Here is a 13,154-nt window from a genome sequence, read left to right on the forward strand (position 1 = left end):
CCGGTCAGTAGGACGGCCGGTAGGAGACGTACGCCCGCGTGCGGTCGGTGGGCGTACGCCGCGAACCGGTGAACGACGACGGCGGCGCCGCCCTCGGCAGGGGAGGGGCGGCGTCGTCGTCGGGCCCGTCAACCGCCCGTCGGCTGCCCGTCAGCCGCTTGGTGCGATCTTCAAGGTTCCTCCACCGCAAGGATGACCCCACACCCAGAGGTGGACCCCACTGGCCTGCGACGATCGCTCTCCGCCTAGCGGAGGTAACTGTTCTTCATACCCGCCGTACGAGCCGGACATGCGCACGCGGCCAGGTTTGTTACCTCAATCTGGCTGAACTTTTGTTGATCGAGCCTTAGTTGGACCGTCGATCGCCCTACCCTTCACAGGGTGAACCAATTGATGTCCCGCGAGTCCGAATCCGAGTCCGTGCCGCCCGGAGATCTGCCCGGCGCGCTGCCAGAGGAGCTGCGCGCCGAACTCGTGGCCTTCCGTCGCGACTTGCACATGCACCCGGAGCTGGGCCACCAGGAGTTCCGCACCACCGCGGCCCTCAAGGCCCGCCTGGAGGCAGCGGGGCTCAAACCCCGCGTCCTGCGCATCGGCACCGGACTCATCTGTGACATCGGAGGCACCCCGGACGGCGGCACCCGCCCCGTCCGCCCCGTCCTGGCCCTGCGCGCCGACATCGACGCCCTGCCCATCCCGGACACCAAGACGGGCGTGTCCTACCGCTCCACGGTCCCCGACCGCGCCCACGCCTGCGGCCACGACGTGCACACCACCGTCGTCCTCGGCGCCGGGCTCGTCCTCGCCGACCTCGCGAAGCAGGGGCTGCTGCCGCACCCGGTGCGGCTGATCTTCCAGCCCGCCGAGGAGGTGCTGCCCGGCGGCGCCACGGACGCCATCGAGTGCGGCGCGCTCGACGGCGTCGGCCGGATCATCGGCGTGCACTGCGACCCGCGGGTGGACGCCGGCCGCATCGGCCTGCGGCACGGACCCATCACCTCCGCCTGCGACCGCCTGGAGGTCTCGCTCGACGGCCCCGGCGGCCACACCGCCCGCCCGCACCTGACGACGGACCTCGTCACCGCGGCCGCCAAGGTCGTCACCGAGGTCCCGGCCCTGGTGGCCCGCCGCATCGACGCCCGCTCGGGCCTAGCCGTCACCTGGGGCCGCATCGAGGCGGGCCACGCCTGCAACGTCATCCCGCAGCACGCCGAGCTGTCCGGCACCATCCGCTGCCTCGACCTCGCGGCCTGGCGGCAGGCCCCCGACCTGGTGCACGGCGCGATCCAGGAGATCGCCGACCTCTACCGCGCCAAGTCCGAGATCAACTACGTCCGCGGCGTCCCGCCCGTCGTCAACGAACCGGAGGTCACGGACCTGCTGAGGGACGCCATGGCCGCCCGGCGCGGGCACGCGTCCGTCGAGGACACCGAGCAGAGCCTGGGCGGCGAGGACTTCTCCTGGTATCTGGAGCGGGTCCCGGGCGCCATGGCCCGGCTCGGCGTCCGCACCCCCGGCGAGCGCGGCATCCGCGATCTGCACCAGGGCGACTTCGACGCCGACGAACACGCGATCACGGTGGGCGTCGAACTCTTCACGGCCGCCGCCCTCATCGACGGCGCGACGCGTTCCGTCTGACGGCCGCCACCGGCTGCCACCGCCCGTTCCACCTGAGGGCCGCACCCCCCCCGATTAACGCCCGCGTAACTCCCCTTACGCGGGCGTAACCCGTACCCGCCCGACACACTCGCGCCGACCCCGCCACGAATCGATAACGGCCGCCGTCGAACCCGTTCCCCTCCCTTTCTACGCGCGTTAATGTGCGCCGAAATCAGCGCCGTCACCGGTGCTTTGGGGAACGTTCGAAACGTAAGGGGTGCGTCCTATGCGTCGGCGTCGAGTGTCGAGGATTTCCCAAGTGGCCGTGACGGTGGCGACGTTCGCCCTCGTGGCCTCCGCGTGCGGCGGCACCAGCAGTGAGGCCGCCAAGGACGACGACGGGGGGAAGAAGGGCGAAGGGAAGTACTCCGGCAAGGGCATCGGCCTCGCGTACGACATCGGCGGCCGGGGCGACCAGTCCTTCAACGACGCCGCGTACAGCGGGTACCAGCGGGCCCGCAAGGACCTGAAGATCGGCGGCATCGACATGGAGCCGGGCGACGGCGAGTCCAGCGCCGACAAGACGCAGCGCATCGAGACCCTGGCCCGGCAGGGCTACAACCCGGTGATCGGCGTCGGATTCGTGTACGCGCCCGCCGTTCAGGAAGTCGCGAAGAAGTATCCGAAGATCACTTTCGGGATCGTCGACGACGACACGGTCAAGGCCGACAACGTGGCCGATCTCGTATTCCACGAGGAACAGGGCTCGTATCTCGCCGGAGTCGCCGCGGCGAAGGCGACCAAGGTCAAACACGTCGGATTCATCGGGGGCGTGGACATCCCGATCATCCACAAATTCGAGGCCGGTTTCGTGCAGGGCGTGAAGTCGGTCGACCCGAAGATCAAAATAGAGCGGCGGTATCTGACGGAGAAGCCCGAGGAAGGCGGATTCGCCAGCCCCGACAAGGGCCAGGACGCGGCGAGCGGACAGCTCGAAGCCGGAGCCGACGTGCTGTACCACGCGGCCGGGCTCTCCGGGCAGGGCGTGATCCAGGAGGCCGGGTCGAAGAAGAAGTGGGCGATCGGCGTCGACTCCGACCAGTACGAGCAGAAGGCGCTCGCCAAGTACAAGAAGTACATCCTCGGCTCCGCCCTGAAGGACGTCGGCGGCGCCGTCTACGACCTCAGCAAGTCCGTCGTCGACGGCGAGCCGATGACCGGCACCCAGCGCTACGACCTCAAGTCGGGCCGCGTCGGCTTCTCCGACTCCAACCCGGCGTACCGGGACATGAAGGACGTCGTTGCCGCGGTCGAGAAGGCCAAGAAGGACATCGTCGACGGCAAGGTGACGGTCAAGACCCGGCCTTGATCCGGTTTTTGTGTGGTGTGTCCGACGTCGTACGTATAACGACGTCGGACCGCCGTCGATTGGTCGTACGTATAACCCGTTGGGCCCCAATGAATCCGTCGCAGATCAGGCCTCCGATGGCCGCCGCACCCGGCCGTCACCCTCCCGACGCCTGGTGGCCACAGCTCGATAACGGACCGGACAGAAGGGTTCTTATGTCAGGTCTACGCGCGTTACGCTGCGGCGAAATCAGCGCCGGGTGAGGCGCACTGCACGTATGTGGCTCGTCGTGTGTCCCCAGGTCCGTCAAGCCGCGTCCGTACTCACGTCCTTGTACATAAGGAGTTCGTCTCTATGCGCCGGGTGTCCCGAATAGCGCTCGCGTCTGCCGCGACCGCCGCTCTCGCCGTTTCCGCCACCGCCTGCGGCGGTACCTCCAGCGATGCCGCCAAGAACGACGACGGCAAGAGCAAGGGTGTCGCGATCGCGTACGACATCGGCGGCGCCGGCGACCAGTCGTTCAACGACGCCGCCACCGCGGGCATGGACCGTGCGGCCAAGGACCTCAAGGTCGGCAAGAAGGCCGTCGAGCCCACCGACGGCGAGTCCGACGCCGACAAGGTCCAGCGCCTCACCGAGCTGGCCAAGCAGGGCTACAACCCGGTCATCGGGGTCGGCTACGCCTACGCGCCCGCCATCAAGGAGGTCGCGGCCAAGAACCCGGACGTCACCTTCGGCATCGTCGACGACGCCACCATCAAGGCGAAGAACGTCGCCGACCTGGTCTTCAACGAGGAGCAGTCCTCGTACCTGGCCGGTGTCGCCGCCGCGAAGGCCACCAAGACCAAGACCGTCGGCTTCATCGGCGGTGTCGACAACCCGCTGATCCGCAAGTTCGAGGCGGGCTTCGTCCAGGGCGTCCAGGACACCGACAAGTCGGTCAAGGTCAAGCGCCAGTTCCTCACCGAGAAGGCCGAGGACGGCGGCTTCTCCAGCCCGGACAAGGGCAAGGAGGCGGCCAGCGGCCAGATCGAGGGCGACGCCGACGTGGTCTACCACGCCGCCGGTCTCTCCGGTCAGGGCGTCATCGAGGCCGCCGCCGCCAAGAAGGTCTGGGCGATCGGCGTCGACTCCGACCAGTACAAGCAGAAGGCGCTCGACAAGTACAAGAAGTACATCCTCACCTCGGCCACCAAGGACGTCGCCGGAGCGGTGTACAACCTGGTGAAGTCGGTGAAGGATGACAAGGCCGAGGGCGGCGTCGTGCGCGCGGACCTCAAGTCGGGCGGTGTCGGCCTCGCCGACTCCAACCCCGAGTTCACCAAGATGAAGGACCTGCAGGCCGCCGTGAAGAAGGCCGAGCAGGGCATCACCAGCGGCAAGATCAAGGTCAAGACGGCGCTGTAATGGCGCCGTTACGGCGGCGGAACGGGGTGTGAGGACACTGGCCCGACGGCCTCCTCGCGCCCCGTTCGCGCGGCCAGGGCCTCAACCACCGTGCCCGGCGCCCCGGTTGACGGCGCACGACAGTCATGCGACGTCGTGCTCCGTGGGCCCGGGCGGCCGTCCGGTGGCGACCGAGGCGTGAAGCAGGGGCACACACCGCGTGTGCGGGTCCGGCCCCTTTCCTTAAGTCCTTCAGGAGAGTGCGCCATCGACGCGTCCACCAGCCCTCCGCCCGCAGACCGCCCCGCAGCCTGTGCCGTCGAACTCGTCGGCATCACCAAGCGGTTCCCGGGCGTCGTGGCCAACCACGACATCCACCTCAGCGTCCGCAAGGGCACCGTCCACGCCCTCGTCGGCGAGAACGGCGCCGGCAAGTCGACGCTGATGAAGATCCTCTACGGCATGCAGAAGCCGGACGAGGGCACCATCGCCGTCGACGGCGTCACGGTCTCCTTCAACAGCCCCGCGGACGCCATCAGCCGCGGCATCGGCATGGTCCACCAGCACTTCATGCTGGCCGACCAGCTGACCGTCCTGGAGAACATCGTGCTCGGCAGCGAGAAGCTGTACGGCATCGGTGCCGGGGCCCGCCGCAAGATCGCCGAGATCTCCGACCGCTACGGCCTCGGCGTGCGCCCCGACGCCTACGTCGAGGACCTCGGCGTCGCCGACCGGCAGCGCGTGGAGATCCTCAAGGTCCTCTACCGCGGCGCCACCACGCTGATCCTCGACGAGCCCACGGCCGTGCTCGTGCCCCAGGAGGTCGACGCGCTCTTCGACAACCTGCGCGAGCTCAAGTCCGAGGGCCTGTCCGTCATCTTCATCTCGCACAAGCTCGGCGAGGTCCTCTCCGTCGCCGACGACATCACCGTCATCCGGCGCGGTACGACGGTGGGCACGGCCGTCCCGTCCGAGACCACCCCGCGCCAGCTCGCCGAGCTGATGGTGGGCAGCGAGCTGCCGACGCCGGAGACCGCGGAGTCCACCGTCACCGACCGGCCGATGATCGAGGTCGAGGGCCTGAAGCTGCTCGCCGACGGCGAGTCGGGCCGCGCCCTCCTCGACGACATCTCCTTCACCATCCACGAGGGCGAAGTGCTCGGCCTCGCGGGCGTGGAGGGCAACGGCCAGACCGAACTCATCGACGCCCTCATCGGCCTCAAGCACGCCGACTCCGGCGTCATCAGGATGGCCGGCGAGGACATCACCGACTGGGTAACCCGCAGACGGCGCGAGGGCGGCGTCGGCTACATCCCCGAGGACCGCCACCGCCACGGCCTGCTCCTGGAAGCCCCGCTCTGGGAGAACCGCATCCTCGGCCACGTCACCGAGAAGCCCAACAGCCGGGGCCGCGGCTTCTGGCTGGACCCCAAGGGCGCGCAGGCCGACACCCGGCGCATCGTCGAGGAGTACGACGTCCGTACGCCCGGCATCGACGTCACGGCGGCCTCCCTGTCCGGCGGCAACCAGCAGAAGCTGATCGTCGGCCGCGAGATGAGCCACAAGCCGCGCTTCCTCATCGCCGCGCACCCCACCCGCGGCGTGGACGTCGGCGCGCAGGCGCAGATCTGGGACCAGATCCGCGAGGCGCGCCGCGAGGGCCTCGCCGTGCTCCTCATCTCCGCCGACCTGGACGAGCTGATCGGCCTCTCGGACACCCTCCGCGTGGTCTACCGGGGCCGGCTGGTCGCGGACGCCGACCCGGCGACGGTCACCCCGGAGGAGCTGGGCTCGGCGATGACGGGCGCGGCCTCCGGACACCTGGAGCACGTCGAGGACGGCGAGGCCGCGGACGCCGGGTCCGCTGCCGACGCCCCCGCCGACGCAACCGAAGAAGCCGCCCCGGAGGACGAGGCCCGATGAAGAAGTTCGACAAGGAGCGGGTGCTCCTCGCGGTGGCCGGACCGGTCATCGCGCTCATCGCGGCCGTCGCCCTGACGTCGGTCGTGCTGCTCGCCTCGGGCAAGAACCCGATCGAGCCGTACAGCCTGATGTTCGAGCAGGCCGGGTTCTCCGACGTCCAGGTCCTGATCATCAACCAGGCCGGGATGTACTACCTGGCGGCCCTCGCGGTGGCGATCGGCTTCCGCATGAACCTGTTCAACATCGGTGTGGACGGCCAGTACCGGCTCGCCGCGATGGTCACGGCCGTCGTCGGCGCGCACGTCTCGCTGCCGTCCGGCCTGCAGATCCCGCTGCTCATCCTGGTCGCGATGCTGACCGGCGCGTTCTGGGCGGGCATCGCGGGCGTCCTGAAGACCACGCGGGGCGTCAGCGAGGTCGTCTCCACGATCATGCTCAACGCCATCGCGACGAGCGTCATCGGCTACCTCACCCTCACCGAGAACTTCGGCGTCCCGGTGGGCAACAACCAGACCACCGGCGTCATGCACAAGTCCGGCTGGTTCCCCGGCATCTCGATGGGCGACTCCGGCGAGATCTACGGCTTCGTGATCATCGCGGCCCTCGGCGGCGTCCTGTACTGGCTGGTCCTCAACCGCACCCGCTTCGGCTTCGACCTGCGCGCCACCGGCGCCTCGCAGTCGGCGGCCGCCGCCTCCGGTGTGAACGCCAAGCGCATGGTGCTCACCGCCATGGTGATCTCGGGCGCGGTCGCGGGCCTCGCGGGCATGCCGATCCTCCTCGGCGACGTCCACACCTACAGCCTGAGCTTCCCCACCGGCCTCGGCTTCACCGGCATCACCATCGCTCTGCTCGGCCGCAACAACCCGGTCGGCATCGCGTTCGCCGCGCTGCTCATCGCCTTCCTCGACAAGGCGTCGCCCGCTCTCGACTACGCCCAGCCGGTGGCGTACGACAAGGAGATCGCGGTGATCATGCAGGGCCTGATCGTGATCGCGGTCGTCGTCTCCTACGAGGCGGTACGCCGCTGGGGCCTGCGCCGCCAGCAGCAGCGCGTCGGTGAGGAACTGGCCGCCGCGGCCCGTGCCACCGGTGCCGACAACGGCAAGCCCGGCAACCCCGGCGACAACGACTCCGTGAAGGAGGTGGCTGCCCGATGAGCACGGCAACCGTCACCAAGGCCGCGCCCGCGACTCCCAAGCCGGGCCGCCGCCGCATCTCGCTCCCCGTCCTGCTCCTGATCATCTCGGGCGTCCTGGTCCTCACCTCCGTGGTCCGGCTGATCACCGACGCCCACGGCATCACCTCCACCGGCCAGATGTCCGGCGCCCTGCGCCTGGCCGTGCCGATCGGCCTCGCGGGCCTCGGCGGCCTGTGGGCCGAGCGTGCGGGCGTCGTCAACATCGGCCTCGAGGGCATGCTGATCCTCGGCACCTGGTTCGGCGCCTGGGCGGGCTACCAGTGGGGCCCGTGGGTCGGCATCGTCTTCGGTGTGCTCGGCGGCGCGCTCGGCGGCCTGCTGCACGCGATCGTCACGGTCACCTTCAACGTCAACCACATCGTCTCCGGTGTGGCCCTGAACATCCTCGCCCTCGGCACCACGCGCTACCTCTCCACCTTCGCCTTCGAGGGCGTGGAGGGCGGTACGTCGAAGCAGTCGCCCGGCGTGGACTCCCTCGGCAAGTTCTCGGTGCCGGGGCTCTCGGACTGGCTGCACGACCTCAACCAGAAGCACTGGTTCCTGGTGTCCGACATCGCGGGCCTGCTCGGCGGTCTGATCACCGACGTGTCGCCGCTGACCCTCATCGCCGTCGCGATGGTGCCGCTGAGCTGGTTCATCCTCTGGCGGACCTCGTTCGGCCTGCGCCTTCGCTCCTGCGGCGAGAACCCGATCGCGGCGGAGTCCCTCGGCGTCAACGTCTACAAGTACAAGTACCTGGCCGTCATCATCTCCGGCGGCCTCGCGGGCCTCGGCGGCGCCTTCCTGTCCCTGGTCGCCTCCAACATCTACCTGGAGGGCCAGACCGGCCAGCGCGGCTACATCGGCCTCGCCGCCATGATCTTCGGCAACTGGATGCCGGGCGGACTCGCGCTCGGTGCCGGCCTGTTCGGTTACACCGACAGCCTGAAGCTGCGGGGCGGCGGCACGAATGTCCACGCCCTGCTGCTCCTGATCGCCATCCTTCTTCTCATCGGCGCGGCCTACCTGATCTGGCGCAAGCGCTACGTCCCCGCGGTCGTCACCGCGGCGGCATCGGCGCTGATGTTCCTCTGGTACGGCCTCACCGACGAGGTGCCGAACCAGGTCGTCACCGCCACGCCGTACGTCGTCACGCTGCTGGTGCTCTCGCTCTCCGCCCAGCGGCTGCGGATGCCCAAGGCGGACGGGATGCCGTACCGGAAGGGACAAGGGAAATGACGCACTCTGCCGAGGGGCGGGGACGGTGACCGCCGCCGCGGACGTCGACTGGGACGACCTGCGGGATGCCGCGCGCGAGGCCATGTCCCGTGCGTACGCGCCCTACTCGGGCTTCCCGGTCGGCGCCGCGGCCCGCGCCGACGACGGCCGCACCGTCACCGGCTGCAACGTCGAGAACGCCTCGTACGGCCTCGGCCTGTGCGCCGAGTGCGGCCTGATCTCCCAGCTGCAGCTCACCGGCGGCGGCCGCCTCACCCACTTCACCTGCGTGGACGGCAAGGGCGACATCCTCATGCCGTGCGGCCGGTGCCGTCAGCTCCTGTACGAGTTCGGCGGCCCCGGGCTGCTGCTCGAGACGTCGTCCGGGGTGCGGCCCCTGGGGGACATGCTGCCGGACGCGTTCGGGCCCGAGCACCTGAACTGAGCCCAACCGGGCAGGGCCCCCGCCGAGTTGGCGGGGGCCCTGCCGCTTCCTTGCTCTATGCGCGTAGAGTCGGGTGTGACGCACGCCGGTCACTGACGACCGGCACCGCCGGAAGGGAATTGCCGCCATGGACGTAATCTCCGTCATCCGTACGAAGCGGGACCGGGGCGAGCTGAGCGACGAGCAGATCGACTGGGTCATCGACGCGTACACGCGCGGCGCCGTCGCCGACGAGCAGATGTCCGCCCTCGCCATGGCGATCCTCCTGAACGGCATGAACCGCCGTGAGATCGCCCGCTGGACGGCGGCGATGATCGCCTCCGGCGAGCGCATGGACTTCTCCTCCCTCTCCCGCCCCACCGCCGACAAGCACTCCACGGGCGGCGTCGGCGACAAGATCACGCTGCCGCTCGCCCCGCTGGTCGCGGCCTGCGGAGCGGCCGTCCCCCAGCTCTCCGGGCGCGGCCTCGGCCACACCGGCGGCACCCTCGACAAGCTGGAGTCGATCCCCGGGTGGCGGGCGCTGCTCTCCAACGAGGAGATGCTGAACGTCCTGAACGACGCGGGCTCCGTCATCTGCGCGGCGGGCGACGGTCTGGCCCCCGCCGACAAGAAGCTCTACGCCCTCCGCGACGTGACCGGCACCGTCGAGGCGATCCCGCTCATCGCCTCCTCCATCATGTCCAAGAAGATCGCCGAGGGCACGGGGTCGCTCGTCCTGGACGTGAAGGTCGGCACCGGCGCCTTCATGAAGACCCTGGACGACGCCCGCGAGCTGGCCTCCACGATGGTCGGCCTCGGCACCGACCACGGCGTCCGTACGGTCGCCCTCCTCACCGACATGGCCACCCCCCTCGGCCTCACCGCGGGCAACGCCCTCGAAGTCCGCGAGTCCGTCGAGGTCCTCGCGGGCGGCGGTCCCGCCGACGTCGTCGACCTCACCCTCGCGCTGGCCCGCGAGATGCTCGACGCCGCCGGGCTGCCGGACGCCGACCCCGCGAAGGCCCTCGCCGACGGGTCCGCGATGGACGTCTGGCGCCGGATGATCTCCGCCCAGGGCGGCGACCCGGACGCGGCGCTGCCCGTCGCCCGCGAGACCCACACCGTGATGGCGCCCTCCTCCGGTGTCCTCACCCGCCTCGACGCGTACGACATCGGCGTCGCGGCATGGCGCCTGGGTGCGGGCCGGGCCCGCAAGGAGGACCCCGTCCAGGCGGGCGCGGGTGTCGTCCTGCACGCCAAGCCGGGCGACTCCGTCGTGGCCGGCCAGCCCCTCCTCACCCTCCACACGGACACCCCCGAACGCTTCGAGTACGCCCTGGAGTCCCTGACCTCCACGTACGAAGTGTCCCCGGCGGGGACCCCGTTCACGGCCCGACCCATCGTCTTGGACCGGATCGGCTGATCCCGGCGCCCCGGAAGGACTCCCCCCAGGGGGCTCCGCCCCCGGCCCCCCCGCCCGGAGGGCGAATCAGGGCGGGTGGGTGGGGAAAAGCCCGTCCGGCGATTGAGGACGAGCGCGGCAGCGCGACCGGCGTGGGGCTGTTCCACCCGCACGGGATGTCCCCCAAGGCGGGACGCCAGCTTATTCCGGGAGCAGGCGGCCCCTCCTGCTCAGGAGGAACTTCTTGAAGGCGGCGACCGGGGCCGTGTCGGGGTGGCCCTCGAGCCAGGCGACGCCGATCTCGCGGACGGCCCGCTGGCCGGTGACGGTGAGTTCGACGACGCCGGGCCGGGCGACGGCGGGCGGTGGCAGGAGGGCCACGCCGAGCCCGGCGGCGACCAACCCGCGTAGGGTCTCCGCTTCTTCGCCCTCGAAGGCGACGCGCGGACGGAACCCGGCCTCGGCGCACAGGTCGTCGGTGATGCGCCGCAGCCCGTACCCGGGTTCGAGCGTCACGAAGGTCTCGTCGGCGGCCTCGGCGAGCCGGATGCGCTTGCGGGAGGCGAGCCGGTGGTCGTCGGGGACGACGAGCCGCAGCCGCTGCTCGTCGAGCCGTCGGGCGACGAGCCCGGGCGCGTCCGGCACGGGGGAGGTGAGACACAGGTCGAGCTCCCCGGCCCGCAGCCGCTCCAGCATGGCTTCGCCGTAGTTCTGCACGAGACTGAACCGCACCCGGGGATGATCCGCGCGAAAGGCCCGGATGAGCCCGGGCACGGTCTCGGACCCCATGGTGTGGAGGAACCCGAACGCCACCTTCCCGGTGGCGGGATCCGCGTCGGCCCGCACGGACTCCGCGGCCCGCCCCACCTCGGCGAGCGCCCGCTCCGCGGAGGCGAGGAAGGTCCGTCCGGCGGGCGTCAGCGACACCGTACGACCGTGCCGGGCGAACAGGTCGACGCCCAGGTCCTGTTCGAGCCGCACCAGCGCGCGCGACAACGTGGACTGCGGCACCTCCAACTCCCGCGCGGCCCGCGTGACGTGCTCCGTGCGGGCCACCCCGGCGAAGTACGCGAGCCGAGGAGCAAGGAGTCGCACGATGTGAGCTGTGTCCTCTGTGTCACTGTTCTGCGACAGACGGGCGCCTGACCTCTGCTGATGCTGCATGGGAACGATTATGGCGATTCCATGCATTGGACGCATGAGAATCCTGGTCGTACGTTCGTGACATGCCTCCTGCCAGTAGCGGGGCGTCCGCCATCCACGCGGTCGCCCTCACCCCGTCGTCCCCTGCTTCTTCTGCTTCCCCTGCTTCCTCTTCGGTCTCCGCCACGTCGACCCAGCCGGTCGACCAGGCCGGGCCGGCCCGATCCACGAACGACCACGACACGCGCATGGCACCGGGAGGCCCGGGCTTTCGCCGCATGAGCTTCGCCCTTTTCCTGGCGGGCGTCGCCACCTTCGCGCTCCTGTACTCCACCCAGGCACTGCTCCCGCTGATCTCCGCCGACCTCGGCGTGAGCGCGTCCACGGCGAGCTGGACGGTGTCGGCGGCGACCGGCGCGCTCGCCCTGTTCGTGCTTCCGCTGAGCGCCCTTTCGGAGCGGTTCGGGCGGCGCACCCTGATGACGGTCTCGCTGACGGTGGCCGTCGCCGTGGGCCTGCTGGTCCCGTTCGCGCCGAACATCGGCGTACTGATCGCGCTGCGCGCCGTGCAGGGCGCCGCGCTCGCCGGACTCCCGGCGTCCGCGATGGCGTACCTCGCGGAGGAGGTCCGCCCCAAGGCGCTGGTCGCCGCGATCGGCATGTTCGTCGCGGGCAACTCCATCGGCGGCATGAGCGGCCGCATCGTCACGGGCTGGGCCGCGCAGGCCTGGGGCTGGCGCTGGGCGCTCGCCGTGGTCGGCCTGCTCGCGGTGGCGGGCGCGCTCGCCTTCCGCGCGCTGCTGCCCGCCCCGCGCCACTTCACGCCGGGCACGCTCAGCCCCAAGTCGCTGGCCCGCACGGTCCGTTCACACCTGTCGAACCCGCTCCTGTGCCGCCTGTACGCGATCGGCGCGCTGTTCATGACCGTCTTCGGCGCGGTCTACACGGTGATCGGCTACCGCCTCACCGAGGGCCCGTTCTCGCTCCCGCAGGGCGTCATCGGCTCGATCTTCCTCGTCTACCTCGTCGGTACGGCGTCGTCGGCGGCGGCCGGGAAGCTGGTGACGCGGCTCGGCAGGCGCGGCGCCCTGTACCTGGCCGTGAGCACCACCGCGGGCGGCCTGCTCCTGTCCCTGTCCACCTCGCTGGTCCTCGTGCTGCTCGGCCTGGTCCTGATCACGGCCGGCTTCTTCGCGGGCCACGCGGTCGCGTCCTCGTCGGTGAGCCGCACGGCCACCACGGGCCGCGCCCAGGCCTCCGCCCTCTACCAGTCCGCGTACTACGTGGGCTCCAGCCTCGGCGGCACCCTCGGCGCCATGGCCTTCCACGCGGGCGGCTGGGGCGGCACGGTCGGCCTCGGCATCCTCGCCGTCCTCGGCGTCGTGTCGATCACGCTGTACGGGAGCCGGGTGGCGCGCGTGGAGCGGGTGACGACGGCCCGCACCGCCTGACCCTTCCCGACCTTTACCGCAAACAACCCCTGTGAGCTGCCGTTTTCGCCGCTCCGCAGGCCATTGTCAGTGGGCTG

General features: G+C 70.4%; 10 protein-coding genes. 9 read left to right on the forward strand and 1 reads right to left on the reverse strand.

Features of this window, described 5'->3' with window-relative positions; all coding sequences use genetic code 11:
* Positions 1-393: 393 nt before the first annotated feature.
* The 8 genes from ACFVHO_RS16345 to ACFVHO_RS16380 all read left to right on the forward strand — a co-directional run bounded on the left by ACFVHO_RS16345 (position 394) and on the right by ACFVHO_RS16380 (position 10,504).
* Positions 394-1,638 (forward strand): amidohydrolase, encoded by a 1,245-nt coding sequence (locus tag ACFVHO_RS16345; RefSeq protein ID WP_385714294.1) that lies wholly within the window; start codon positions 394-396, stop codon positions 1,636-1,638.
* 247 nt (positions 1,639-1,885) lie between these two features.
* Positions 1,886-2,968, forward strand: a complete 1,083-nt coding sequence (locus ACFVHO_RS16350; protein WP_385714124.1) for a BMP family protein — start codon at positions 1,886-1,888, stop codon at positions 2,966-2,968.
* Between the two features lie 333 nt (positions 2,969-3,301).
* Positions 3,302-4,354, forward strand: coding sequence for a BMP family protein (locus ACFVHO_RS16355; RefSeq protein ID WP_385714127.1), 1,053 nt, complete (start codon positions 3,302-3,304; stop codon positions 4,352-4,354).
* A gap of 246 nt (positions 4,355-4,600) precedes the next feature.
* Positions 4,601-6,256 carry an ABC transporter ATP-binding protein gene (locus tag ACFVHO_RS16360; RefSeq protein WP_385714297.1) on the forward strand — a complete coding sequence of 552 codons (1,656 nt, stop codon included), beginning with the start codon at positions 4,601-4,603 and terminating at the stop codon, positions 6,254-6,256.
* Positions 6,253-7,416, forward strand: a complete 1,164-nt coding sequence (locus ACFVHO_RS16365) for an ABC transporter permease (protein WP_385714129.1) — start codon at positions 6,253-6,255, stop codon at positions 7,414-7,416. Before ACFVHO_RS16360 ends, ACFVHO_RS16365 begins: the two co-directional genes overlap by 4 nt.
* Positions 7,413-8,675: an ABC transporter permease gene (locus ACFVHO_RS16370; RefSeq protein WP_385714132.1), complete on the forward strand. Its 1,263-nt coding sequence runs from the start codon at positions 7,413-7,415 to the stop codon at positions 8,673-8,675. Before ACFVHO_RS16365 ends, ACFVHO_RS16370 begins: the two co-directional genes overlap by 4 nt.
* An 82-nt stretch (positions 8,676-8,757) precedes the next feature.
* Positions 8,758-9,099 carry a cytidine deaminase gene (locus tag ACFVHO_RS16375; RefSeq protein WP_385714300.1) on the forward strand — a complete coding sequence of 114 codons (342 nt, stop codon included), beginning with the start codon at positions 8,758-8,760 and terminating at the stop codon, positions 9,097-9,099.
* Positions 9,100-9,226: 127 nt separating this feature from the next.
* Positions 9,227-10,504, forward strand: a complete 1,278-nt coding sequence (locus ACFVHO_RS16380) for a thymidine phosphorylase (protein ID WP_385714135.1) — start codon at positions 9,227-9,229, stop codon at positions 10,502-10,504.
* Positions 10,505-10,684: 180 nt separating this feature from the next.
* Here ACFVHO_RS16380 and ACFVHO_RS16385 read toward each other — a convergent pair whose 3' ends face one another.
* Positions 10,685-11,647, reverse strand: a complete 963-nt coding sequence (locus ACFVHO_RS16385) for a LysR family transcriptional regulator (RefSeq protein ID WP_385714138.1) — start codon at positions 11,645-11,647, stop codon at positions 10,685-10,687.
* Between the two features lie 62 nt (positions 11,648-11,709).
* On the opposite strand from ACFVHO_RS16385, the gene ACFVHO_RS16390 reads away from it, so the two are divergent.
* Positions 11,710-13,077: an MFS transporter gene (locus ACFVHO_RS16390; protein WP_385714141.1), complete on the forward strand. Its 1,368-nt coding sequence runs from the start codon at positions 11,710-11,712 to the stop codon at positions 13,075-13,077.
* Positions 13,078-13,154 lie beyond the last annotated feature (77 nt).

Origin of the sequence: Streptomyces sp. NPDC127108 (genome assembly GCF_042677545.1) — a bacterium.
Lineage (GTDB): Bacteria > Actinomycetota > Actinomycetes > Streptomycetales > Streptomycetaceae > Streptomyces.

Bases quoted from the DNA above. Each gene is read 5' to 3' on its own strand.
- ACFVHO_RS16370 (WP_385714132.1), top strand. From the start codon at position 7,413: ATGAGCACGGCAACCGTCACCAAGGCCGCGCCCGCGACTCCCAAGCCG.
- ACFVHO_RS16390 (WP_385714141.1), top strand. From the start codon at position 11,710: ATGCCTCCTGCCAGTAGCGGGGCGTCCGCCATCCACGCGGTCGCCCTC.
- ACFVHO_RS16355 (WP_385714127.1), top strand. From the start codon at position 3,302: ATGCGCCGGGTGTCCCGAATAGCGCTCGCGTCTGCCGCGACCGCCGCT.
- ACFVHO_RS16345 (WP_385714294.1), top strand. From the start codon at position 394: ATGTCCCGCGAGTCCGAATCCGAGTCCGTGCCGCCCGGAGATCTGCCC.
- ACFVHO_RS16380 (WP_385714135.1), top strand. From the start codon at position 9,227: ATGGACGTAATCTCCGTCATCCGTACGAAGCGGGACCGGGGCGAGCTG.
- ACFVHO_RS16375 (WP_385714300.1), top strand. From the start codon at position 8,758: ATGTCCCGTGCGTACGCGCCCTACTCGGGCTTCCCGGTCGGCGCCGCG.
- ACFVHO_RS16350 (WP_385714124.1), top strand. From the start codon at position 1,886: ATGCGTCGGCGTCGAGTGTCGAGGATTTCCCAAGTGGCCGTGACGGTG.
- ACFVHO_RS16385 (WP_385714138.1), bottom strand. From the start codon at position 11,647: ATGCAGCATCAGCAGAGGTCAGGCGCCCGTCTGTCGCAGAACAGTGAC.
- ACFVHO_RS16365 (WP_385714129.1), top strand. From the start codon at position 6,253: ATGAAGAAGTTCGACAAGGAGCGGGTGCTCCTCGCGGTGGCCGGACCG.